The organism is Okibacterium sp. HSC-33S16, assembly GCF_024171565.1.
Lineage (GTDB): Bacteria > Actinomycetota > Actinomycetes > Actinomycetales > Microbacteriaceae > Mycetocola_A.
The window spans coordinates 390,158-413,310 of record NZ_JALJZZ010000003.1; the positions used below are offsets into that span (position 1 = coordinate 390,158).

The 23,153-nt window shown below is 64.0% G+C and carries 20 protein-coding genes; 17 read left to right on the forward strand and 3 right to left on the reverse strand.

Annotated features, from left to right (window positions below; genetic code table 11):
- Positions 1 to 107 precede the first annotated feature (107 nt).
- The 6 genes from L1277_RS10215 (at position 108) to pheT (ending at position 7,091) form a co-directional block, all read left to right on the forward strand.
- Positions 108 to 863 carry an amino acid ABC transporter ATP-binding protein gene (locus L1277_RS10215; protein WP_374110212.1) on the forward strand — a complete coding sequence of 252 codons (756 nt, stop codon included), beginning with the start codon at positions 108 to 110 and terminating at the stop codon, positions 861 to 863.
- A gap of 88 nt (positions 864 to 951) precedes the next feature.
- On the forward strand, positions 952 to 1,815 hold the full coding sequence (locus L1277_RS10220; protein ID WP_253376269.1) for a glutamate ABC transporter substrate-binding protein: 864 nt from the start codon (positions 952 to 954) through the stop codon (positions 1,813 to 1,815).
- Between the two features lie 78 nt (positions 1,816 to 1,893).
- Positions 1,894 to 2,541, forward strand: coding sequence for an amino acid ABC transporter permease (locus L1277_RS10225; protein WP_253376270.1), 648 nt, complete (start codon positions 1,894 to 1,896; stop codon positions 2,539 to 2,541).
- Positions 2,538 to 3,458, forward strand: a complete 921-nt coding sequence (locus L1277_RS10230) for an amino acid ABC transporter permease (RefSeq protein ID WP_253376271.1) — start codon at positions 2,538 to 2,540, stop codon at positions 3,456 to 3,458. The genes L1277_RS10225 and L1277_RS10230 overlap by 4 nt, the downstream gene beginning before the upstream one ends.
- A 65-nt stretch (positions 3,459 to 3,523) precedes the next feature.
- Entirely contained in the window at positions 3,524 to 4,564 is a 1,041-nt protein-coding gene (gene pheS, locus L1277_RS10235) for a phenylalanine--tRNA ligase subunit alpha (RefSeq protein ID WP_253376272.1), read from the forward strand.
- A 1-nt stretch (position 4,565) separates the two neighbouring features.
- A complete protein-coding gene (gene pheT / locus L1277_RS10240) occupies positions 4,566 to 7,091 on the forward strand; it encodes a phenylalanine--tRNA ligase subunit beta (RefSeq protein ID WP_253376273.1) in 2,526 nt (841 codons plus the stop codon).
- A gap of 77 nt (positions 7,092 to 7,168) precedes the next feature.
- Here the strand turns inward: pheT and L1277_RS10245 are convergent, their stop codons facing one another.
- Positions 7,169 to 7,738, reverse strand: a complete 570-nt coding sequence (locus tag L1277_RS10245; protein WP_253376274.1) for a dihydrofolate reductase family protein — start codon at positions 7,736 to 7,738, stop codon at positions 7,169 to 7,171.
- Positions 7,739 to 7,910: 172 nt separating this feature from the next.
- Here L1277_RS10245 and L1277_RS10250 point away from each other — a divergent pair, with 172 nt between their 5' ends.
- Positions 7,911 to 8,495 carry a GrpB family protein gene (locus L1277_RS10250; protein WP_253376275.1) on the forward strand — a complete coding sequence of 195 codons (585 nt, stop codon included), beginning with the start codon at positions 7,911 to 7,913 and terminating at the stop codon, positions 8,493 to 8,495.
- A 58-nt stretch (positions 8,496 to 8,553) separates the two neighbouring features.
- Here the strand turns inward: L1277_RS10250 and L1277_RS10255 are convergent, their stop codons facing one another.
- The gene (locus L1277_RS10255) at positions 8,554 to 10,038 is read right to left on the reverse strand and encodes a PLP-dependent aminotransferase family protein (protein ID WP_308215090.1); all 1,485 of its coding nucleotides are present in this window, start codon (positions 10,036 to 10,038) and stop codon (positions 8,554 to 8,556) included.
- A 58-nt stretch (positions 10,039 to 10,096) separates the two neighbouring features.
- Here L1277_RS10255 and L1277_RS10260 point away from each other — a divergent pair, with 58 nt between their 5' ends.
- The 3 genes from L1277_RS10260 to L1277_RS10270 all read left to right on the forward strand — a co-directional run bounded on the left by L1277_RS10260 (position 10,097) and on the right by L1277_RS10270 (position 12,764).
- Complete coding sequence (locus L1277_RS10260; protein WP_253376276.1) at positions 10,097 to 10,936, forward strand: EamA family transporter; 840 nt, start codon at positions 10,097 to 10,099, stop codon at positions 10,934 to 10,936.
- A gap of 48 nt (positions 10,937 to 10,984) precedes the next feature.
- On the forward strand, positions 10,985 to 11,815 hold the full coding sequence (locus L1277_RS10265) for an MBL fold metallo-hydrolase (protein ID WP_253376277.1): 831 nt from the start codon (positions 10,985 to 10,987) through the stop codon (positions 11,813 to 11,815).
- Between the two features lie 115 nt (positions 11,816 to 11,930).
- Positions 11,931 to 12,764, forward strand: coding sequence for an alpha/beta fold hydrolase (locus L1277_RS10270; protein WP_253376278.1), 834 nt, complete (start codon positions 11,931 to 11,933; stop codon positions 12,762 to 12,764).
- Between the two features lie 6 nt (positions 12,765 to 12,770).
- Here L1277_RS10270 and L1277_RS10275 read toward each other — a convergent pair whose 3' ends face one another.
- The gene (locus L1277_RS10275) at positions 12,771 to 14,285 is read right to left on the reverse strand and encodes an SDR family oxidoreductase (RefSeq protein ID WP_253376279.1); all 1,515 of its coding nucleotides are present in this window, start codon (positions 14,283 to 14,285) and stop codon (positions 12,771 to 12,773) included.
- Between the two features lie 63 nt (positions 14,286 to 14,348).
- Here L1277_RS10275 and pnuC point away from each other — a divergent pair, with 63 nt between their 5' ends.
- From pnuC to argF, 7 genes are all read left to right on the forward strand, one after another.
- Complete coding sequence (gene pnuC / locus L1277_RS10280; RefSeq protein ID WP_253376280.1) at positions 14,349 to 15,038, forward strand: nicotinamide riboside transporter PnuC; 690 nt, start codon at positions 14,349 to 14,351, stop codon at positions 15,036 to 15,038.
- Between the two features lie 54 nt (positions 15,039 to 15,092).
- Positions 15,093 to 17,615: an RNA helicase gene (locus L1277_RS10285; RefSeq protein WP_253376281.1), complete on the forward strand. Its 2,523-nt coding sequence runs from the start codon at positions 15,093 to 15,095 to the stop codon at positions 17,613 to 17,615.
- Positions 17,616 to 17,853: 238 nt separating this feature from the next.
- Positions 17,854 to 18,909, forward strand: coding sequence for an N-acetyl-gamma-glutamyl-phosphate reductase (argC, locus tag L1277_RS10290; protein ID WP_253376282.1), 1,056 nt, complete (start codon positions 17,854 to 17,856; stop codon positions 18,907 to 18,909).
- The gene (gene argJ, locus L1277_RS10295) at positions 18,906 to 20,057 is read left to right on the forward strand and encodes a bifunctional glutamate N-acetyltransferase/amino-acid acetyltransferase ArgJ (RefSeq protein ID WP_253376283.1); all 1,152 of its coding nucleotides are present in this window, start codon (positions 18,906 to 18,908) and stop codon (positions 20,055 to 20,057) included. Before argC ends, argJ begins: the two co-directional genes overlap by 4 nt.
- Positions 20,057 to 20,980, forward strand: coding sequence for an acetylglutamate kinase (gene argB, locus L1277_RS10300; protein ID WP_253376284.1), 924 nt, complete (start codon positions 20,057 to 20,059; stop codon positions 20,978 to 20,980). Before argJ ends, argB begins: the two co-directional genes overlap by 1 nt.
- A gap of 29 nt (positions 20,981 to 21,009) precedes the next feature.
- A complete protein-coding gene (locus L1277_RS10305; RefSeq protein WP_253376312.1) occupies positions 21,010 to 22,215 on the forward strand; it encodes an acetylornithine transaminase in 1,206 nt (401 codons plus the stop codon).
- Complete coding sequence (argF, locus tag L1277_RS10310; RefSeq protein ID WP_253376285.1) at positions 22,212 to 23,135, forward strand: ornithine carbamoyltransferase; 924 nt, start codon at positions 22,212 to 22,214, stop codon at positions 23,133 to 23,135. Before L1277_RS10305 ends, argF begins: the two co-directional genes overlap by 4 nt.
- The last annotated feature ends 18 nt before the right edge of the window (positions 23,136 to 23,153 follow it).

A 23,153-nucleotide genomic window follows, 5' to 3' on the forward strand; every position in this document is an offset into this window, starting at 1 on the left:
AAATCTTGGTTACGAATGAGTAACGGATGCCTCGCGTCATGCGGCTGAAACATGCCGTCCCCTAGTTTGGACGCATGGAACCAACGCTAATACCGAACACGACGAGCATGCCCATCGCGAAACGCGGTGAACCGCTGGTCATCGTGGACTCGGTGAACAAGCACTACGGCGAGCTCCATGTCCTGAAAGACATCAACACGACCGTCACCCGTGGCGAGGTTGTTGTGGTGATCGGACCCAGCGGTTCGGGAAAATCGACGCTCTGTCGTGCCATCAACCGGCTCGAGACCATCGACTCCGGCAGCATCACGATCGACGGCAAAAAGCTCCCCGAAGAGGGCGCCGAGTTGGCAGACCTGCGCGCAGACGTTGGCATGGTTTTCCAGTCGTTCAACCTCTTTGCGCACAAGACAGTGCTCGAAAACATCACCCTTGCGCCAATGAAGGTCAAGAAGATGTCGAAGACGGATGCCACGGAGCGCGCTATGACGCTGCTTGAGCGGGTCGGGGTTGCGAACCAGGCGCACAAGATGCCGGCGCAGCTGTCCGGTGGCCAACAACAGCGTGTTGCAATTGCACGCTCGCTCGCCATGAGTCCGAAGCTGATCCTGATGGATGAGCCGACGAGTGCGCTCGACCCTGAAATGATCAACGAGGTTCTCGACGTCATGGTTGGGCTCGCCAAGGAGGGCATGACCATGATCGTGGTGACCCACGAGATGGGATTCGCCCGCAAAGCCGCCGATCGTGTGCTCTTCATGGCCGATGGCGAAATCGTTGAAGAGGCGACGCCCGAGACGTTCTTCAGCGCCCCCAAGTCGGACCGGGCGAAAGACTTCCTGTCCAAAATTCTCGATCACTGACCGGCCAGCGCCACCCGGCGCGAGCCTCTCACGCTTAGCCGCCCAGCGGCTGGGGAAACACAGCACAACACAAGGAATGAGATTGCAGATGAAGCGCAAAAAGCTATCACTGATCGCACTCGGCGGAGCCGCGTTGCTCGCGCTGTCCGCTTGTTCAGGCGGCGGCGGAGACACCGCAGCACCGAAGCCCGAAGCAGCGCCCACGTTCGAAGCTGGCACAACGATGGCCAAGCTCGCTGACGCAGGCAAGATCACCATCGGTACCAAGTTCGACCAGCCGCTGTTCGGACTGCTGGGCCCGAGCGGAGAGCCCGAAGGGTTCGACGTCGAGATCGGCAAGATCATCGCAGCGAAGCTCGGTATCGCCGAAGACAAGATCGACTGGAAGGAAACGGTTTCAGCCAACCGCGAGCCTTACATCCAGAACGGTGAAGTCGACGTCGTCATCGCGACGTACACCATCAACGACAAGCGCAAGGAAGTTATCTCCTTCGCTGGTCCGTATTACATGGCCGGACAGTCGATCCTGACGCTCGCCGACAACAAGGACATCAAGAGCGAGGATGACCTCGTCGGCCAGCCGGTCTGCTCCGTCACCGGGTCCACCCCGGCAGCGAAGCTCGCGGAAATCGGAGCCACCCCGGTTCTCACCGACACCTACTCGAACTGCCTCGAGCCGCTTCGCACCGGCCAGGTTGTCGCCGTCTCCACTGACAACGTGATCCTTGCTGGTCTCGCTGCTCAGAACGAGGGCGAGTTCAAGGTTGTTGGTAAGCCGTTCACCGAAGAGCCGTACGGCATCGGTCTCGCGAAGGACGACACGGACTTCCGCGACTGGATCAACGACGTTCTCGAAGAGTCCTACGAGGACGGCTCGTACGAGGAGGCCTGGAACAGCACTGCTGGAACGGTTCTCGAGTTCGTCGAACCGCCGGCCGTAGACCGCTACTAAAGTCCCATCACACAAACGGGGCGGGGGATCACCCCGCCCCGTTTGTGAGCACTCGCACAACAGAACGGAAGAGGCCACATGGACGTCATTATCGACAACCTGCCTCGGTACCTGTCAGGCTTCGGCATGACCCTGCAACTCCTCGTCGTTGCGGGCATCGCTGCCCTGATCCTTGGCACCATCATCGCTACCATGCGGATCTCACCGGTCCCGTCCCTTCGCGTCTTCGGCGCCGTGTACACGGAACTCATCCGGAACACTCCGTTGACGCTCGTGCTTTTCTTTTGTGCGCTGATCCTTCCCTACCTCGGGGCACGGCTTGACTACGAGGTCTTCGCAATGATTGGACTGAGCGTGTACACCTCGCCGTTCGTCGCCGAAGCGCTCCGGTCCGGCATCAATGGTGTGCCCATCGGACAGGCCGAAGCAGCGCGGAGCCTGGGCCTGGGCTTCGGGCAGACCGTCGGCTACGTTGTGTTCCCTCAAGCGTTCCGCATGGTCATTCCGCCCCTCATCAACGTCATCATCGCCTTGACCAAGAACACCTCAGTGGCGGGTGGATTCTTCGTGGTCGAGCTGTTCACTATTGGTAAGGAACTCGCCAACGCGAACGGAAATGCCGTCGTGGCCGTCCTGCTCGGTGTCGCCACCTTCTACCTCCTGATCACCATCCCGCTCGGTATCTTCGCCGGTCGGCTCGAAAAGAAATGGGTGGTGGCACGATGAGCGGCTCTGTTCTGTTCGACGCCCCAGGTCCGAAGGCTCGCAGGCTGTCGCTGACGCTCTCGATCATCGTCGGTGTCCTCATCCTCGCCGGGCTGTACTGGCTCTACTCGGTCCTCGCCGCACCGCGACCGAGCTCCGGCGGCATCACCCTTCCCGGCATGTTCCACCCCAGCCGGTGGGACGTTTTCACCAACCCTGAGGTGTGGACTTTCATCGGCGCAGGTGTCTTGCGCACACTGCAGGCAGCGGGGGCGGCCGCCGTTGTAGCGATCGTTCTCGGCGTGGTGTTTGCGTTATTGCGAACGGCGAAGACCGCGTGGATCCGAGTTCCAACGACCGTGGTCCTCGAGTTCGTGCGCGGTATGCCCGTTCTACTCATGATGCTTTTCATCCTGCTTGCCTTCGCCAGCGGTGCTTACTGGGCCGTTGTGATCGCGCTTGGACTCTATAACGGGGCGATCATCGGTGAGGCGCTCCGCGCAGGACTTGCTGCATTGCCCCGCGGTCAGCGCGAGGCCGGCCTCAGCCTCGGTATGCGTGAACTGCAGACCCGCATGCTTATCGAATTCCCGCAGGCATTCCGACAAATGCTGCCGATCATCGTGGCCCAGCTCGTGGTTCTGTTGAAGGACACCTCTCTGGGCTTCATCGTCGGTTACCCGGAACTCCTCCGGTCGACGATGAACAACCTCGCGAGCTTCTACGGCAACCGGTACCTGTTCTCGTTCTTCGCCGTGACCCTCGTGATCTACCTGATCATGAACCTCACACTGTCGTTCATCGCTCGGTGGCTGTCGAAGCGCACGGACTCAGCGCGTCGAGGAGGCAAGGCCGGCAAGGACATTCCCGTCGACCCGGCACTCGCTATCGCGCAGGCGTCTGCCGCAGCTCGACAGGCGGGACAAGGCAGCATTTAGTACGGCGCTCGAGAGCTGCAGGCGACGGCACGGGGCTTTCGCTTGACTCGGTAGACTTGTGGATCGTGTCCGACTCGCAAGTAATTACCGAATCCGCCGTGAATGCGGCCGTTGAATCAGCCCTGGCCGCTATTGCCGCCGCAGCCGATTCCGCAGCCCTCAAGCAGGTACGTACCGAGCACACCGGGGAAGCATCGCCACTGGCGAAGCTCAACGGTGAGCTGCGCAACGTAGCTCCCGACCAGAAGGCCCCGCTCGGCAAGCTCGTCGGCCAGGCTCGAGGTCGCGTCAACGGAGCGTTCGCTGCCCGTGAACAGCAGATCGTGGAAGCAGAGAACGCCGCCCAGCTCGACGCCGAGGCGCTCGATGTCACCGCGCTGGCCAGCCGATACACCCCTGGTGCGCGGCATCCGCTCACCCTCCTGCAGGACCGCGTGAGCGAGATCTTCACCGGCATGGGTTGGGAGATTGCCGAGGGCCCCGAAGTCGAGAGCGAGTGGTTCAACTTCGACGCACTCAACTTCGACGCCGACCACCCGGCGCGTGCCATGCAGGACACCTTCTTCATCGACCCGCCGGAGTCGCACCTCGTGCTGCGCACCCACACCTCACCGGTGCAGGTTCGCTCGCTCCTCGACCGTGAGCTCCCGGTCTACGTGCTCGCTCCGGGCCGGGTCTACCGCACCGACGAATTCGACGCCACGCACCTCCCGGTGTTCATGCAGTTCGAGGGCCTCGCCGTCGACAAGGGCCTCACGATGGCTCACCTCAAGGGCACACTCGACCACTTCGTGAAATCGATCTTCGGCGATGAGGCCAAGATCCGCCTGCGCCCCAGCTACTTCCCGTTCACGGAGCCGAGCGCCGAGCTTGACTTCTGGCACCCCACGTTCAAGCACGGTCCGCGCTGGATCGAGTGGGGCGGCTGCGGCATGATCAACCCGAACGTGCTGCGCGCCGCCGGTATTGATCCGGATGAGTATTCAGGTTTTGCCTTCGGCATGGGAATTGAGCGCGGTCTGATGCTGCGCAATGACGTCCAGGACATGCGGGAGATGGTTGAGGGCGACGTGCGCTTCTCACAGCAGTTTGGAATGGTGGTTTAGCATGCGGGTGCCCCTGAGTTGGCTCGCCGAATACGTTGATCTCGCACCGGGATCGACAACCGAAGACGTTCACGCTGCCCTGGTGAAGGTTGGGCTCGAAGAAGAAGACGTTCACACCTTCGAGGTGACCGGACCGGTTGTCGTCGGTGAGGTGCTCGAGTTCGTCGAAGAGCCGCAGAAGAACGGCAAGACCATTCGCTGGTGCCAGGTGCGCGTTGCGCCCGAGGGCGAACTCGCTGCCGATGGCGGCCCCGACGTGCACGGCATCGTCTGCGGTGCGGGCAACTTCTTCGTCGGTGACAAGGTCGTGGTGACCCTGCCCGGCGCCGTGCTGCCCGGTCCCTTCCCGATCGCCGCCCGCAAGACCTACGGTCACGTCTCTGACGGCATGATCGCGTCGACGCGTGAACTCGGCCTCGGTGACGAGCACGACGGCATCCTGCGCCTGTCGACGCTCGGCGTGGATGCTGAAGTGGGAACGGATGCCATCGCTCTGCTCGGCCTGGACGATGCAGCTGTCGAGATTAACGTCACTCCCGATCGCGGCTACGCCTTCTCGATCCGTGGCGTCGCCCGCGAGTACGCCCACGCCACCGGTGCGGCCTTCCGCGACCCGGCGCTGCGCGAGGACTTCGCGCCGGCCGGCACCGACGGGTTCCCCGTCACCGTGTCGGACGAGGCTCCGATCCACGGCAACCCCGGTGTACGTGTTTTCGCCACCCGCATCGTCCGGAACGTGGACGCTTCACGTCCGACGCCGCCGTGGATGATGTCGCGACTGAAGCTGGCCGGCATCCGCTCAATATCTCTTCTCGTTGACATCACCAACTACGTGATGCTCGAACTGGGCCAGCCGATTCACGGCTACGATCTCGACGCGCTCACCGATGGCATCACCGTTCGGCGCGCGCAGCCGGGGGAGACGCTCACCACTCTCGACGACCAGGTGCGCACGCTGAGCCCCGAAGACCTGCTCATCACCGACGGATCGGGCCCGATTGGCCTCGCCGGTGTCATGGGTGGCGCGACCACCGAGATGGGTGCTGCCACCCGCAACGTGCTCATTGAGTCGGCGAACTTCGACCCCGTGTCGATCGCTCGCACCGCTCGTCGGCACAAGCTGCCGAGCGAGGCGTCCAAACGTTTCGAGCGCGGTGTTGACACCCGGGTCGCTGTTCCGGCCGCGTCGCGTGTTGCTGAACTCATGGTCGAACTGGCCGGCGGCGAGGCTGAGCCAACCGGTTCACTGCTCGGCGAGCCGATCGTGGCCGAACCGATCCTGTTGCCGGACGGCTATGTTTCCGGGCTCATCGGTATCGAGTACACCGATGAGGAGATCCGCGGATCGCTCGTCGAAATCGGCGCGACCGTCGACGACGCCGACGGCGGACTTCGAGTCACCGCTCCGAGCTGGCGCCCCGACATCACCGACAAAAGTGACCTCGCCGAGGAAGTCGCCCGCATCGTCGGCTACGACCGCATCCCGTCCGTGTTGCCGGTCGCTCCTCCCGGGCGAGGCCTGACGCGGTCGCAGCGCGTCCGCCGAACCGTCGCGAACACGCTGGCCGCTGCGGGATCGACCGAAATTCTCGCGTTCCCGTTCCTGAGCGCGAGCGACAACGACAAGTTCGGTTCGCCCGTGGAGGGAACTGTTCCGGCCATCAAGGTTGCGAACGCCCTCGACGCCAGCGCGCCGTACCTGCGCACGAGCCTGATCCCGGGGCTCATCTCGGCGGCCAAGCGCAACCTGTCACGCGGATTGACCGACGTATCGCTGTTCGAGGTGGGACTCGTGTTCACACCCGAGCAGGGCAAGCGCTACGGCCAGGCGGAACTGCCGTCCGGTGTCGCTCGCCCGACCGCTGAGCAGCTCGCTGAGCTCAACGCCGGCATTCCGCCACAGCCGCGCCACGTCGCCGTGATCATCGTCGGCAACGCCGTCGCAAAACAGCCGGGTGTTGCTGCCGTTCCGTCAGGAATTGCGGATGCTCTCGCTGCCGTCTCGCAGGTCGGCCTTGCGACCGGCGCGACGATCGATGTCGTTCAGGGCAGCCACCACTCGCTGCACCCGGGCCGCACCGCCGAGCTTCGGGTGGGCGACCGGGTGGTTGGCTACGCGGGGGAGCTGCTGCCGCAGCTCGCGCTCGACTCTGACCTGCCGCGGGTTGTCGCTGTTGCCGAGCTGGACCTGGACGCGATTCTCGAGTCCACCGATGCCGAGATCGCTGCTGGCGTTATCGGCACGCTGCCGGCCGCAACCCAGGACCTGTCACTGGTGGTGAACCGCTCGGTTCCCGCTGGGGACGTTCTCGCGAGCGTGCGTGAGGGTGCGGGCGACCTGCTGGAAGACATCCGCTTGGTTGATGATTATCGCGGAAAGGGCGTTGAGGACAACGCCAAGAGCCTGACGTTTGCGTTGCGTTTCCGCGCGCCCGACCGCACACTCACCGCTGCTGAGGCTTCGGAGGCGAAGCTCGCCGGCTCAGCGCTGGCGACCGAGCGCTTCGGTGCGGTACTGCGCGAGTAGCAGCGTCACCTTCTCCACAGGCACCGGCTCCGGTTGAGCGGCTTTCGAGCCCTCGACCGGGGCCGGTGTTGTGGTTATCACGTCGTTCCTGTCAGGGGCTGAAATCGGAGAGCGACGACGCCCGAGCGAAAGTCACGGCGATCCACAAGCTGAAGTTGAAGGCGCTCCCGCAAGCCGGCGAGCAGCGAAGGCCCGTGTCCGGCGATGACGGGCTGCACCACAAACACGTACTCGTCGATCAGCCCCAAATCTGCCAACGCTCGCGGGAGCGTCACTCCACCCACGAAGAGGCCATCGCCTGGCATCTGTTTGAGCCGTTCAACCGCTGCACCCAACTCTCCTCGCACCAGCTCGGCGTTCCAGCCGACTTCGGACAGCGTGCTCGATACAACGTATTTCTGTGCTCGGTCGATGGTCTCAGCGAACGGAATTTCCCAGCTATTGAGCCGATCGGGCCACGTCCCGGTGACAGGTTTCCGCCACGCCGACTGCATCATTTCGTATGTCGTCCGGCCGAACAGCAGCCCATCCGCCCGCCCGATCTCCTCGGTCCAATAGCCCATGGACTCTTCGTCCGGAGGAAGGCCCGCTTCGTGGTGACAGCAGCCGTCAAGCGTGACGTTGATCGAGTATCGGAGTGCTCTCATCTCGTTTCTCTCCCTTGGAGTGTGGACCGGGTCTCGTCGGCACAGGTCGAGGAATCTGCAGGCCATGCCCTAGGCGTCCGGCCCCCCTAATTAACTCCGCTCTGCCGCCCACCGCAATCGTTGGAAGGCGAGAAAGCGCCATCTCGGGCGCGCGTGGTGAAAGACTGTCCAGGTGAAGAACAGTGGCACCGCGCGTCGATTGGACGTCACCCGCGTCGAGATTATTGGAGGGCCGGAAGCCGTCGCGATCACGCTGGACGAGTACGACGAACGCTGGACTGACCTCTACCGCGAGCACCGGCAGCGTATAGAAGTCGCTCTGGGAGGGGCGAACGTCCAGATCGAGCACATCGGGTCCACATCCGTCCCGGGACTGGCGGCGAAGCCGATCATCGATATCGCGGTTGCGGTGACGGACATCACAGCGGAGGAGAACTATCTCGAACCGCTGATCGCTTCCGGATATGAGCTCCGGGTCCGAGAGCCCGGTCACCGCCTCGTTCGGACGCCGAACCGGGATGTCCATGTGCACGTCTATGAGCAGGGGGCTGGGGCGATCGATGAATACCTGCTCCTGCGCGACCACCTGCGCCGCGACAGGAACGACCGGACTCTGTACGAAAGCACTAAAAGAGCGCTGCTCAGGCGTCGCTGGGACGACATGAACGACTATGCGGATGCGAAGACCGATGTCATCGTTGCCATAAAAGAACGAGCGCGGGCAGCTCGGGAGAAATTAGCATCCGCGGGGTCCTGAGGGATCCGTCAGACTGTTGATGACGCGTCGCTCGTGGTCGATCATCGTCGCTCGGCCGTCACTGATTTGGTGTCTGGTTGCATATAACTGCAGCAATTGCACGGATGCCGCGGCGAATTTTGTCGCTATCGACGTTGCCAAAACCCAGCACGAGAGCGGGTGGGAGCGGCACCTGTTGCGGGGTAGCGTCACCGGGTTGAGGCCGAAACCGGTAGCCACTGAGACCGTTGACGCGAACACCCATCGAGGCTGCAGCTGCAACGACGGCATCCTCCGACATGTCGGTCGGGAGATACAGCACCGCGTGACACCCGGCCAGCAACCCCGGCAATTGTCCCGGGCCGAAAGCACGTTCCGCCTCGGATGAGAGGACATCACGGCGTTCGCGATAAATCTCCCTTACGTGCCTGAGGTGGCGATCGAACCGGCCGGTCTCCATCAGGAGTGCGAGGGCTTCCTGATCCAAACCAGGGACCCCGCGGCTGCTGAGCCTTTTCTCTTCGATGATTCCCGTGACGAAGCGCGGCGGTGCCAATACCCAGCCCAAACGGATCGCGGGGGCAAGCGTCTTGCTGACCGACCCCAAAGCGATGACGCGTTCCGCATTCAATCCCTGCAGCGAGCCGACAGGCTGGCGGTCATATCGAAATTCTGCGTCGTAGTCGTCCTCGAGAATGATGCCATCGACCGCATCGGCCCATTCAAGGAGCATGCGGCGCCTCGCCGGGCTGAGTGCGACTCCCATCGGGCATTGATGCGCCGGCGTCACCAACACAGCACGGGCGTCGGTCGAATACAGATGACTCACATCGATGCCTTCACCATCTACGGGGATTGGCACGGCATCAAGCCCCGCGCGACGAGCGATCAGGCCGTGTTCGCGTGGTCCGGGATCCTCCAGAGCAAGACAGCGGATACCGTGCCGAGCGATGGCCGCAAGTGTGAATGTCAGGCCTTGACGGAATCCAGAGACGGTCACGGCGTCCTCGGCAGTCGCGCTGCCGGCGCGGACGCGACGATGGTAGGCAGTGACGACGTCTCGGAGGTGCCCGGAGCCGGTTAGATCCTCGTCACCCAACTCCACAGTGGGAAGTGTTCGTGTCGCTTCCGAGATCGCCCATGCCCAATCGATCAACGGCACCGTACCGAGATCAGGTATCCCGTATTCGAAATCGATCTCTATGTGCTCGATCGGGGGAGTAGGACTGTTGCCGTCCGAGGCGTGGGTGCCGGGCCGGACGGGGGCTGCGACTGCGGCCACTCGCGTGCCTGAACCGACCGACGACTCGAGATATCCTTCGGCCAGCAACTGGTCGTAGGCGTTCACAACGGTGCCGCGCGACACTCCAAGCGCCTCAGCCAGGTCTCGAGTGGACGGGAGTCGTTCGCCTGTGTCGAGCCGATGGTCACGAATCGCGGCTCGCAGTTGATTCTGAATCTGCGCGCCAAGAGGCCCGGCTTCACGATCGAGGGTTACGAGGAAGCCGGGGCCACCACGCGCCCACTTCACTGTCATTGCACCATTGAACAGCAAATGGTCCATTCGATGGGGTCTAGAGCGGACCTTCCAAGCGGACCATGCAGCGGTCACACTCGGACACATGGACATCGGCGTGCTCTTGGCGCTCGCAGCAGCCGTGGCGTACGGCGCATCCGACTTCGTCGGCGGCGTCGGTTCTCGCAGGTACTCGCCGTGGCAGATTGTGTTTGTCGGGCAGAGCGCCGGTGCTTGTGCAATGTTGGTGGCGGGCCTCGCGGTGCCTGGCGCTCCTGTGGCGGCGGACTTCGCGTGGGCGGTCGTGGCTGGTGCTGGCTCGGTGACCGGTGGCCTGTTCCTTTTTCGTGGGCTTGTCCGTGGTCGTATGGGGCTCGTCGCCCCGATTTCAGCGGTTGGAGCTGCCATGGTTCCCCTCCTGGCGGGCGTTGCGTTCGGTGAGCGTCCCGGGTGGCTCGGGTGGGCGGGCATGCTTGCGGCGCTTCCCGGGATCTGGTTGGTCTCACGGAATTCGGAAACTCAACCGATTCCGGATAGTAGGGGAGCGCTCGCCGACGGGGCTCTAGCTGGCGCGGGATTCGGCACCCTCTTCATCGCACTGGCACAGATATCGGACGGCGCCGGACTGCTGCCACTCGCGGTCAACCAGACGGTGGGAGCTGCTCTGACGATCATTTTCGCCGCCAGTTTGGGCCAGATCTGGCGTCCCTCGCCTCGCGTGGTGGGATGGGGCAGTTCGTCCGGCGTCCTCGGCGCGCTGGGCACGCTTTCATTTCTGGTCGCAACCGGAACGACCAGCCTGGGACTTGCTGCGGTTCTCGCCTCCCTGTATCCCGCGGTCACTGTTCTCCTCGCCGCCGGTGTACTCCGGGAGCGGGTCTCTCCGGGCCAACGCGTCGGTATTGGTGTGTGTACCGTCGCCGTCGCGGCCATGGCGCTCGGCTGATCGCCCACCGCACCACACGAAATTCTGAATATGAGAGGACGAAGACACATGCTGAATTCGATTGCTGACGGCGTCTATGTTCACGAAAGCGAGTTCATCCAGAGCAATTCGACCGTTGTGCAGGGCCGGGACGGTGTTTTGCTGATCGACCCCGGAATAACGCGGGAGGAGATGGAAAACTTGGCTGCGGACCTGCGGGACTTACGTCTGCCCGTTGTGGCTGGTTTTTCGACACACCCTGATTGGGACCACGTGCTCTGGCTGGCATCTTTCGGCGACGTTCCGCGGTACGGAACAGCCGCGTGCGCCGAGACCATGAGAAATTTCCTGTTGTCCGTGGATTGGACAACCCACGCTGCCGAGTTGTTGCCGCCGGAATACGTCGACGACATCCCGACAGAATTGCTTGGGCTGATCACCGGCGCGCCTCGACACACGACAGCCGTGCCGTGGGACGGGCCCGAGATCCGGATCATCGAGCATGCCGCCCACGCGCAGGGACATGCGGCACTCCTCATTGAGGAGCGTCGCGTCCTGATCGCGGGCGACATGCTGTCGGATATTCTGATGCCTTTTCTTGACCTTGAGGCCGCTGATCCGATTGGCGATTACTTTGCGGCACTCGATTTGTTTGACGCCCTAACTGAAGACGTCGATATCGTCGTACCGGGACACGGGTCGATCGGCAGAGGTAAGCAGTTGGCCGAACGGATCGGACAGGATCGTGAGTACCTGCGCGCTGTGCGTGATCACCGCACCGTCAACGATTCGCGAGTTGGCCCCGAAGCCCCGCTCGACTGGCTGCCAGATGTGCATAACTGGCAGGTGCATCGCCTCGACTCCCTGGCCGTCGGTGGAAGCAAGCGAAGTAACCATTGAGCGTGAATCGCGAACCGGACCGCCCCGGTGGCCGACAGCTCGGAGGATGTGGGGACTCGAGGAACCAAATCGCAAGAGCTAGCGGGTTGAAAAGGAACCAGTTCACGCTAGGACCATGACGCACACACGCCTGAGTTCGTACTCGCGCGACGGACTGATATTCGACGTCTCTGACAGCGGACCGCTCGACGGGCCGACCGTCGTGCTCCTGCACGGGTTCCCTGCGAACCGACACTCGTTCGACGACGTCGTGCCTATCCTCAACGCGGCGGGTATCCGAACGCTTGTGCCCGATCAACGCGGATATTCCGATCGCGCTCGACCGCGTCGGCGCCGGGACTATCGCTCCACGGACCTTCAGCGCGATGTGCTTGAACTGGTCAACGCAGCGGGACAGGGACGCGTGCATCTCGTCGGCCACGATTGGGGCGGCGCGCTCGCCTGGCAGCTGGGAAGCTCCGCGCCTGAGCGTCTAACCGGAATCACCGTGCTGTCGACACCGCATCCGGCGGCGATGGTCCGTTCCCTTTTCCGTTCCGCTCAAGGGCTGCGGTCTCTCTACGTCTTGGTCTTCCAGGTACCGCTGATACCCGAGGCGATTCTGCGCCGGCGACTCGCTCGCCTCCTTCGCCGGATGGGCTTGAACCGGACGGTTGCCGCACGGTACGGCGAGTTCATGAGGAAAGGAAACCGGCTCTTCGGAGCTCTCTCCTGGTATCGCGGGATGTGGCTGCCCGACGGGAGAGCACCGCGAGAGCGGGCGGTGCAGGTGCGCACCACCTACATCTGGGGCAACCGCGACCAGGCCCTCGGTCGTTGTGCCGCCGAGCTGAGCGGCCGTTTTGTGCGAGCGCCCTACCGGTTCGTCGAGTTGGACGAGAATCACTGGCTACCCGAAAACGCTCCTGAGCGGGTCGCCCGGGAGATCATTGTGGACGTGTCCCGGTGAAGGCGGCTACCAGGCGCCGGGCTGGTAGTCCTTGAGGAAGCAGCCGTACACGTCTTCGCCCGCCTCACCGCGAACGATCGGGTCGTAGACGCGGGCTGCGCCATCGACGAGGTCGAGCGGGGCGTGGAAGCCTTCTTCTGCGAGACGCACCTTCGTCGGGTGCGGGCGCTCATCGGTGATCCAGCCGGTGTCGACGGCCGTCATGAGGATGCCATCCTTCTCGAGCATTTCGCCTGCGCTCGTGCGCGTAAGCATGTTGAGAGCTGCCTTTGCCATGTTGGTGTGCGGGTGACCCGGGCCCTTGTACCGACGGGAGAACTGGCCCTCCATGGCGGAGACGTTCACCACGTACTTGCGCCGGGCCTGTGCCGCTGCCATCGACGGGCGCAGTCGACTGATCAAGAGGAACGGCGCCGTCGTGTTGCAGAGTTGAACCTCGAGCATCTCGAGCGGGTCCACGTGTTCGACGTTCTGCACCCAGCTGTTGGTGTGCTGCAGGTCTGGCACGAGCCCGCCAGCGTCGATGGCCGTTCCGTCTGCGTGCTTAGCGAGTGAGGAGGAGCCAGGGGCCATGGCGAGGTTCGCAAGGTCGGCGGCGGTGAGGGCGGGGGAGCCCACCTCGGCAACCGTTCCAGCGAGCGATGCGACCGACAGCAGCGGGTGTGCAGACACGGATGCCTGCAACGCTTCAGGGTGCTGGTCGGCGGTGTGCCCGAACGTCTCCATCTCGGGAAGGGGACCGTCTGGCAGCGGCTGAAGTTCGGCATCCGCTAACAATGAATACGACCCGGGGGAGCGGCGCACCGTCTGGGCCGCGTTGTTGATGAGGATGTCGAGCGGTCCCTGAGCGGCGACCGAGTCGGCCAGGCTGATGACCTGGGCAGGGTCGCGCAGATCGATGCCGACCACCCGCAACCGGTGCAGCCAATCAGCGGAGTCGGGCAGCGAGGCGAACCGACGCACAGCGTCGCGCGGAAACCGAGTCGTGATCGTGGTGTGCGCGCCATCGCGCAGCAACCGGAGGGCGATGTACATGCCAATTTTCGCGCGACCACCGGTGAGCAGTGCACGCTTGCCGGTGAGGTCGGTGCGGGCGTCGCGCTTGCCATGGCTGAACCGAGCGCAGTCCGGGCACAGCTGGTGGTAGAACGCGTCCACCCGTGTGTATGGCTGCTTGCAGATATAGCAGTTGCGCGGCTTGAGGAGCTCACCGGCCGTGGGTGCGTCGAGAGTGGCGGCGAGCGGAATGCCGCGCGTCTCATCATCAATCCGATCGGATGCCCCGGTGGCGGTGGCAGCGATAACCGCTTTGTCGGCGTTCGCAATGGTGTCGCGGAGTTCGCGACGGCGCGTGCGCTTGACGGCCTTGAACATGGCCGCTGTGGCCCGACGCACCGTGATGTAGTCGGGGTGTTCCTCATCGAGGGTGTTCATCGAGGCGAGGACACGGAGCGTTGTCTCGAGGTCGGTGGGGTCGATTCCGTCGCCAGTGATGTCGGAGTCGAGAGAGGCGTCGGTCATTCCGGCAAGTTTACCCGAGGACATCTGCGAGAACGCCGGGTCGGGAAGTGGAAGGATGACAGCATGAATCCGATCGAGTGGCTCTTCGACGCCCAACTGGTGATCGGCGACCAGACCATTCTCTGGCGCGAGATCATCGGCAACTTGTTTGGCATGGCCAGTGCCGTCGGCGGCATGCGCCGAAAGGTGTGGGCCTGGCCGGTCGGGATCATCGGAAACGTGCTGCTCTTCACCGTGTTCCTCGGTGCGGTCTTCGGGACGCCGAACCCGGTCAACCTGCTCGGCCAGGCCGGCCGCCAGGTGATGTTCATCATCGTGTCGGTGTATGGCTGGGTGCGGTGGCGACAGAGCCGCGGCCGCGGTGAGCAGACCGCCGTGTCTCCGCGCTGGGCGTCAAACAAGGTGCGGGTCTTGCTTGGCCTCGGCCTGGTCGGCGGAACCCTCGCGTTGACCCCGATCTTCCGCGCCCTCGGCTCGTTCGAGCCGGTCTGGGCCGATGCATGGATCTTCATGGGCTCACTGCTCGCCACCTACGGCATGGCCAAGGGCTGGGTCGAGTTCTGGCTCATCTGGGTCGCCGTCGACATCGTCGGGGTCCCGTTGCTGGTGAGCGCCGGTTACTACGCCTCTGCGGTGCTCTACGTGTTCTACGGCTGCTTCACCCTCGTCGGCTTCTTCATCTGGATGCGCGTGCAGAAGAAGAGCTCACTGATGATCGAGACGGCCTTCCCTGACCCGACCGTCCAGCGGTAGCGCCGGGCCGGTTCGTGAGCCCGTCCGGCCGCGGTAAGGCATGATCGAAGCACCATGACTTCTTCTCTGCTGGACGCGCACGCCCTCTCGACGAGCCCGGGCGAGGCGATCGAGCCAGACGCGGTCTACGAGGCGTTCACCGATTGGGTGGCCGCCACAGGCATCCGTCTCTATCCGGCACAGGATGAAGCGATCATCGAGATTGTCTCCGGACAGAACCTCATTCTCAGTACCCCGACGGGAACCGGGAAGTCACTCGTTGCGGTCGGCGCACACTACGCCGCGCTCGTTGCGGGCAAGCGCAGCTTCTACACCGCGCCGATCAAGGCGCTGGTAAGCGAGAAGTTCTTTTCCCTTGTCGCCATTTTCGGCGCAGAGAACGTCGGGATGATGACCGGGGACTCGTCGGTCAACGCTGACGCGCCGATTATCTGCTGCACGGCGGAGATCCTCGCGAACCTGGCGCTTCGGCACGGCGAGGACACCGAGGTCGACCAGGTCGTGATGGACGAGTTCCACTTCTACTCCGAGCCCGACCGCGGCTGGGCCTGGCAGGTGCCGTTGCTGTCGCTGCCGCGTGCACAGTTCATCCTGCTGTCGGCGACACTGGGTGATGTGACGGCGCTCGCCGACGACCTGTCCCGCCGCACGGGGCGCGAGACCGCACTGGTCACCGGTGTCGAACGGCCGGTGCCGCTGCACTTCTACTACGAGACCACTCCGATCCACGAGACGGTCGAGGAGCTTCTCACCACCGGCCAGTCGCCGATCTACGTCGTGCATTTCTCGCAGGCCGCAGCGATGGAGCGTGCACAGTCGATGTCGAGCATGAAGGTGGCTACGAGGGAGCAGCGGGATGCCATCGCGAACGCGATCGGCGAATTCCGGTTCACCACGAGCTTCGGTAAGACACTCTCCCGGTTGCTTCGCGCGGGCATCGGCGTGCACCACGCGGGCATGCTGCCGAAGTACCGGCGCCTCGTCGAACAGTTGGCACAGCAGGGGATGCTGCGGGTCATCTGCGGAACGGACACTCTGGGCGTCGGCATCAACGTGCCGATCCGGACCGTGTTGTTCACGGCGCTCACCAAGTACGACGGGGTACGCATGCGCCAGCTGAAAGCGCGCGAGTTCCACCAGATTGCCGGGCGGGCCGGTCGGGCGGGATTCGACACGGCCGGGACCGTCGTGGTGCAGGCTCCCGAACACGAGACCGAAAATCTCAGCGCCATCAAGAAAGCCGGCGACGACGTCAAAAAGAAGCGGAAGATTATCCGCAAGAAAGCACCGGACGGGTTTGTGTCGTGGGGCGAGCCGTCGTTCCAGAAGATTGTTGCCGCTGAACCCGAGACGCTGACGTCGAGCATGCAGATCACGTCGGCCATGCTCATCAACGTCATCGGGCGCGGGGGAGACGTCTACCGGCACGTGTACGACCTCATTTTCGACAACCACGAACCGTGGAAGCGCCAGCTCGAGCTCGCTCGACGTGCCCTCGGTATTTATCGCACGTTGCGTGACTCCGGCATTGTCGAGCAGTCTGCGGACGGCACGATCCGACTGACCGTCGACTTGCAGCCGAACTTTGCGCTCAACCAGCCGTTGTCGCCGTTCGCGCTCGCCGCGTTCGAGCTGCTCGACCCGGAAGATCCGAGCTACGCGCTTGACATGATCTCCATCGTCGAAGCGACCCTCGACGACCCGAGGGCCGTGCTCAGCCAGCAGCAGTTCCTCGCGCGAGGCGAAGCCGTCGCTGCCATGAAGTCGGAGGGGATCGAGTACGACGAGCGGATGGAACTTCTCGAGCAGATCACCCATCCGAAGCCACTCGATGAACTGCTCACGCAGGCATTCGAGACCTACAGCTCCTCACAGCCGTGGATCAAGGACTTCGAGCTCAGCCCCAAATCGGTCGTGCGCGACATGTACGAGCGCGCCATGTCGTTTGGTGAGTTCATCGCCTTCTACAAACTCTCGCGCAGCGAGGGCGTCGTGTTGCGTTACCTCTCGGACGCGTACCGCGCCGCACGCCAGACCATCCCCGACGAGGCGAAGACCGAAGACCTGCTCGACCTGATCGAGTGGCTCGGTGAACTTGTCCGCCAGGTCGACTCCAGCCTGCTCGATGAGTGGGAAGAGCTCATCCACCCCGACCCGGAGAAGCACGCTGAGCACGCGAGCGAGATCGTCCCGCCGGCGCCCCAACGCCTGACCTCGAACGTGCGGGCGTTTCGCATTCTCGTCCGCAACGAGCTATTCCGCCGCGTACAACTGGCGGCGCTGGAGAATTACGACGCACTCGGGGAACTGGACCACGCATCCGGATTCGACGCCGACCAGTGGGCAGACGCGCTCGACGGCTACTTCGAACTGCACGACCAGATTCTCACCGGCCCGGATGCCCGCAGCTCCAAGCTGCTCCTTCTCGACGAGAGCGGGCCCGTCTGGACGGCCAGGCAAATCCTCGACGACCCCGCCGGCGACCACGACTGGGGAATCAGCGCCGAGATCGACCTGGCCGACTCAGACGAACAGGGCTTCGCGGTCGTGCGTGTCACCGCGGTCGATTCGCTCTAACCATCCCATGTGTGCGTCCGGCTCGATTGGCGGATGGTGCGGACAACCCGCTACAGTCGATGCATGGCCATCTTCGACACCAGTGTTTCAGCCCAGGGCTTCGCCCCGAGCGCACTCCGTCGACGCCGTACTTCCTCAGAGCGACGATAGGCGACGCTGGGCGAACGGTGCATGTGGCACGGTTCCGAAAGGCGCCGCCGCCCACTTTCCCGCATCGTTTCCTCAATAAGGTAGAGCCATGTCCTTCTCTGTAGCTGTAGCCGGAGCATCCGGCTACGCGGGGGGCGAGTTGCTGCGATTGCTCGCAGCCCACCCCAATTTCGACATCCGAACGGTCACCGCACATTCCAATGCCGGCCAGCCGCTGGCATCCGTTCAACCGCACCTGCGTTCGCTGGCGCACCTGACCCTCACCGACACCACGCCGGAAAACCTGGCCGGGCACGACGTGGTCTTCCTGGCGCTGCCGCACGGCAAATCCGGTGAGGTCACCGCGCAGCTGCCCGCCGACACCCTGGTTGTCGACTGCGGAGCCGACCACCGGCTCACCAGTGAGAAAGACTGGGCAACGTTCTACGGCGGTGACTACTTCGGCGCCTGGCAGTACGGCGTGCCGGAGCTGATGCTGACCACGGCGAACGGCCCAATCAAGCAGCGCGACAACCTCCTCGGCGCGACCCGCATCGCCGCTCCCGGGTGCAATGCGAGCACCGTCGCACTCTCGCTGGTGCCCGGCGTTCTGGCCGGCGTGATTGAGACGACCGACATCGTCTCGGTCCTCGCGGTCGGGCCGTCGGGAGCAGGCAAGGCTCTCAAAACCAACCTGCTCGCGAGCGAGATTCTCGGCTCGGCGAACCCGTACGCGGTTGGTGGAACACACCGGCACATCCCCGAGATCGCCCAGAGCCTGCGCACCGCTGGCGCTGACGATGTGAGCATCTCGTTCACCCCGGTGCTGGTTCCGATGTCGCGCGGAATCCTCGCGACAAGCACGGCACGTCTCAAGCCAGGAATCACAACGGATGCCGTGCGTGCAGCCTGGCAGGACGCGTACGGTTCAGAAACCTTCGTCCAGCTTCTCCCTGCTGGCGAGTTTCCTCGAACGGCCGACGTCATCGGCGCGAACACGATGCTGATGGGGCTCGCCGTCGATGAGGCCGCTGGCCGCGTCGTCGTCGTCACGGCCGTCGACAACCTTGCCAAGGGCACCGCGGGTGCCGCCATCCAATCCGCGAATATCGCACTGGGACTCGAGGAAGCCACCGGGCTTCCGCTGAACGGAGTAGCGCCATGACCGTCACCGCAGCACAAGGATTCGAAGCATCGGGCGTCGCGATCGGCCTCAAGGCTTCCGGCGGCAAGGACCTCGCCCTCGTTGTCAACCGTGGCCCTCGCCACGCATCAGCCGCCGTGTTCACGAGCAACCGGGCGCAGGCGAACCCGATTCTTTGGTCGAAGCAGGTCATCGACGATGGAACCGTCAGCGCGATCATTCTCAACTCTGGCGGCGCCAACTGCTTCACAGGGCCGCAGGGATTCCAGACCACCCACGCCACCGCTGAGGCCGTAGCCGAGGCGCTCGAAGTCTCGGCCGGCGACGTACTCGTCTGCTCGACCGGGCTCATCGGCGAACAACTCGACCGCGACAAGCTTCTCCCGGGCGTTGCCACGGCGGCCGCTCAGCTCACCGTCGATGGGGGAGACGCCGCAGCAGAGGCCATCCTGACCACGGACAGCCACCCGAAGACCGCGGTCTTCCAGGGCGACGGCTGGGTCATCGGCGGAATGGCCAAGGGCGCGGGCATGCTCGCACCCGGCCTCGCCACCATGCTCGTCGTGCTCACCACCGATGCCGACCTCGCGAGCGACCAGCTCGACCGCTCGCTCCGGGCGGCAACGCGGGTGAGTTTCGACCGCCTCGACTCGGACGGCTGTATGTCGACCAACGACCAGGTGTCACTCCTCGCCTCGGGTGCCTCCGGTATCGCACCGGACTCGGAGACCTTCACGGCAGCGGTCCGGGAGATCTGCCTCGACCTCGCTCGCCAGCTGCAGGGCGATGCCGAGGGCTCGAGCCACGACATCACCATCGAGGTGCACGGCGCCGTGACGGAGGAAGACGCCGTTGAGGTTGGCCGCTCGGTCGCTCGAAACAACCTGTTCAAGGCCGCCGTTTTCGGCAACGATCCCAACTGGGGTCGAGTGCTCGCTGCCATCGGAACCACGAGCGCTCCCTTCGACCCCTACGCCGTCGACGTCACCATGAACGGTGTGCGCGTGTGCCATGCGGGTGCCCCTGATGCACCGCGTGAGGAGGTCGACCTCACCGGTCGTGCCGTCTCGGTCGTCATCGACCTCAAGGAAGGCACCGAATCGGCGACGATTTTGACCAACGACCTCACGCACGACTACGTGCACGAGAACAGCGCGTACTCGAGCTGATGACCATGTCAGACACCGCAGCCACAACCGAGGCGATCGCCAAAGCCTCCGTCCTCATCGAAGCCCTGCCCTGGCTCAAGCGCTACCACGGCGCCATCGCCGTCGTGAAGTTCGGCGGCAACGCCATGGTCAGCGAAGAGCTGACCCGCGCGTTCGCAGAGGACATGGTGTTTCTTCGCCACGCCGGACTCAAGCCCGTCGTCGTCCATGGCGGTGGACCGCAAATCTCCGCCCGGCTCGCTGAACTCGGGATCGAGAGTGAGTTTCGCGGCGGCTACCGGGTCACCACACCCGAGGCCATGGCCATCGTGAAAGAGGTTCTCACCCAGGACGTCAACGCTCATCTCGTCGACCTCATCAACGAGCACGGGAGCTTTGCAGCCGGGTTCAGCGGGGAAGCGGAGAACGCCGATGGGGCATCGACCCTGTTCACCGGTTCTCGTCGCGGTGCTGTCGTCGACGGCCAGAGTGTTGATCTCGGCCTCGTGGGGGATGTGACCTCGGTCGCGCCGCAGGTGATCATCGATGCCATCGATGCCGGCCTCATTCCCGTCGTCTCATCCATCGCACCCGACGGTGACGAACCGGGACAGGTGCTCAACGTCAACGCTGATTCCGCGGCGTCGGCACTCGCCGTTGCCCTCAACGCCGACAAGTTCATGATCCTCACCGACGTGGCCGGCCTGTACAGCGACTGGCCCGACCGAAGCTCGCTGGTCTCCGAAATCACCACCGGTGAACTGCGCGAACTACTGCCGACGCTGGAGTCCGGAATGATCCCGAAGATGACGGCGTGCCTCGAAGCTGTCGACGGCGGAGTACGCAATGCGGCCATCATCGATGGACGCCTCGAACACTCGATCCTGCTTGAGGTCTTCACCCAGCAGGGAATTGGAACGCAGATTGTGGAGGAGCTCTCGTGAACGACTGGCACCTCGTCGCCGCGCACGACATGATGCGCGTCTTCGGAGAACCGCAGGCCTTACTGACCCACGGCTCCGGCTGCACCGTCTGGGATGGAGACGGTCGCGACTACCTTGACTTCCTCGGCGGGATCGCCGTCAACGCACTCGGTCACGCACACCCGGTGCTCGTTGAGGCTCTTGCCACTCAGGCGGCAACGCTCATCCACGTGTCCAACTACTTCGTGACAGCGCCGCAGCTCGAGCTCGCCGCACGGCTCAAGCGGTTGGCGGGAACAGGCGACGCCGGCCGGGTGTACTTCGCGAACTCCGGCGCCGAAGCAAACGAAGCGGCGTTCAAGCTCGCCCGTCGAAACTCGCACGGAAGCCGCACACGCATCCTCGCGCTGAACAACTCGTTCCACGGCCGCACGATGGGTGCATTGGCGATGACCGGTAAATCGGCCATTCGCGAGCCATTCGAACCGATGGTTAGCGGAGTCACGTTCATCGACGCGACGCTGGAGGCACTGGATGCCGCCATCGACGACACCGTTGCCGCCATCATCATCGAACCGATCCAGGGCGAAGCCGGAGTGCGCGAACTCCCCGCCGGCTTCCTCGCCCGTGCCCGCGAACTCACGATCGCCCACGGCGCACTACTCATCGTTGACGAGATCCAGACCGGGGCGGGACGCACCGGTTCGTGGTTCGCGTTCCAGGACGAGGGAATCGTTCCCGACGCGATCACCCTGGCCAAGGGGATTGGGGGTGGTGTTCCGATTGGCGCCCTCGTGACGTTCGGCGCAGCATCCGACCTCTTCACTCCCGGCCAGCACGGCTCAACCTTCAGCGGCAACCCGCTCGCGACCGCAGCGGCGAATGCCGTACTCGGCGAAATCGAAACCGCTGGCCTCGTCGAGAACGCGCGCGTGCGCGGGCAGCAGCTACGCGATCTCGTCGCGCGGATCGACTCGCCACTGCTCGGCGACGCCCGAGGTCGAGGTCTGCTTCTCGGCATCGCTCTCACCGAGCCGATAGCTCCGGCTCTCGTGGCAGCTGCGCTTGCGGACGGACTCATCATCAACGCGCCCAACCCCGAGACAATCCGGCTGGCTCCGCCGCTCATCGTCGGCGACGCTGAGCTGGCCGAGTTCGATCGACGCTTCCGTGCGGCGATCGAGCGCGTCTCTGCCGCGGCGAACTCCGACTCTTCTTCCTCTCCGACCGAATCAACGATTGCAGGCACGACATGACCCGGCACTTCCTCCGCGACGACGACCTCAGCCCCGCTGAACAGGCAGAGATCCTCGATCTCGCGCTCGAACTCAAGCGTGACCGGTTCTCGCGTCGCCCGCTCGAGGGCCCGCAGACTGTCGCCGTGATCTTTGACAAGTCCTCAACGCGTACCCGGGTGTCCTTCGCGGTCGGCATTGCTGACCTGGGTGGATCGCCGCTCATCATCTCCACGGCGTCGAGCCAGCTCGGTGGCAAGGAGACGGCGGCCGACACGGCGCGGGTGCTCGAGCGCCAGGTGGCCGCGATTGTTTGGCGCACCTTCGGCCAGGCCGGGCTCGAGGAGATGGCCGAGGGAACGACGGTTCCGGTCATCAACGCGTTGAGTGATGAGTTCCACCCCTGCCAGCTGCTGGCCGACCTGCTGACCATCCGCGAACACAAGGGCACACTTGCCGGGCTCACGCTGACCTTCGTCGGTGATGGCGGATGCAATATGGGCCACTCGTACCTGCTCGCCGGAGCAACGGCAGGGATGCACGTTCGGGTCGCCTCTCCGGAAGGGTTCACCCCCGACCCGGCGATTGTGGCGGACGCCACTCGCATCGCCGAGTCGACGGGCGGCTCCATCGCCCTGTTCGACGACGCCCGTGAGGCGGCAACCGACTCAGACATCCTCATCACCGACACCTGGGTGTCGATGGGCAAGGAAGAGGAGAAGGCGGCACGCGTCGCCGTTCTCAGCCCGTACCGCGTCGACGCCGACATGATGGCGCTCGCGAAGGACGACGCCGTGTTCATGCACTGCCTCCCGGCCGACCGTGGCTTCGAGGTCACGGCGGACGTCATCGATGGCCCGCAGTCGATCATCTGGGACGAGGCCGAGAACCGCCTTCACGCCCAGAAGGCACTGCTTGTCTGGCTCCTCGAACGGGCCTGATTACCCCCGGCGTTCCGG

Excerpts from the sequence above, each read along its gene's own strand:
- L1277_RS10215 (WP_374110212.1), top strand. The coding sequence starts at position 108 with ATGCCCATCGCGAAACGCGGTGAACCGCTGGTCATCGTGGACTCGGTG.
- L1277_RS10220 (WP_253376269.1), top strand. The coding sequence starts at position 952 with ATGAAGCGCAAAAAGCTATCACTGATCGCACTCGGCGGAGCCGCGTTG.
- L1277_RS10225 (WP_253376270.1), top strand. The coding sequence starts at position 1,894 with ATGGACGTCATTATCGACAACCTGCCTCGGTACCTGTCAGGCTTCGGC.
- L1277_RS10230 (WP_253376271.1), top strand. The coding sequence starts at position 2,538 with ATGAGCGGCTCTGTTCTGTTCGACGCCCCAGGTCCGAAGGCTCGCAGG.
- pheT (WP_253376273.1), top strand. The coding sequence starts at position 4,566 with ATGCGGGTGCCCCTGAGTTGGCTCGCCGAATACGTTGATCTCGCACCG.
- L1277_RS10245 (WP_253376274.1), bottom strand. The coding sequence starts at position 7,738 with ATGAGAGCACTCCGATACTCGATCAACGTCACGCTTGACGGCTGCTGT.
- L1277_RS10255 (WP_308215090.1), bottom strand. The coding sequence starts at position 10,038 with ATGGACCATTTGCTGTTCAATGGTGCAATGACAGTGAAGTGGGCGCGT.
- L1277_RS10260 (WP_253376276.1), top strand. The coding sequence starts at position 10,097 with ATGGACATCGGCGTGCTCTTGGCGCTCGCAGCAGCCGTGGCGTACGGC.
- L1277_RS10265 (WP_253376277.1), top strand. The coding sequence starts at position 10,985 with ATGCTGAATTCGATTGCTGACGGCGTCTATGTTCACGAAAGCGAGTTC.
- L1277_RS10270 (WP_253376278.1), top strand. The coding sequence starts at position 11,931 with ATGACGCACACACGCCTGAGTTCGTACTCGCGCGACGGACTGATATTC.
- L1277_RS10275 (WP_253376279.1), bottom strand. The coding sequence starts at position 14,285 with ATGACCGACGCCTCTCTCGACTCCGACATCACTGGCGACGGAATCGAC.
- pnuC (WP_253376280.1), top strand. The coding sequence starts at position 14,349 with ATGAATCCGATCGAGTGGCTCTTCGACGCCCAACTGGTGATCGGCGAC.
- L1277_RS10285 (WP_253376281.1), top strand. The coding sequence starts at position 15,093 with ATGACTTCTTCTCTGCTGGACGCGCACGCCCTCTCGACGAGCCCGGGC.
- argC (WP_253376282.1), top strand. The coding sequence starts at position 17,854 with ATGTCCTTCTCTGTAGCTGTAGCCGGAGCATCCGGCTACGCGGGGGGC.
- argJ (WP_253376283.1), top strand. The coding sequence starts at position 18,906 with ATGACCGTCACCGCAGCACAAGGATTCGAAGCATCGGGCGTCGCGATC.
- argB (WP_253376284.1), top strand. The coding sequence starts at position 20,057 with ATGACCATGTCAGACACCGCAGCCACAACCGAGGCGATCGCCAAAGCC.
- L1277_RS10305 (WP_253376312.1), top strand. The coding sequence starts at position 21,010 with ATGATGCGCGTCTTCGGAGAACCGCAGGCCTTACTGACCCACGGCTCC.
- argF (WP_253376285.1), top strand. The coding sequence starts at position 22,212 with ATGACCCGGCACTTCCTCCGCGACGACGACCTCAGCCCCGCTGAACAG.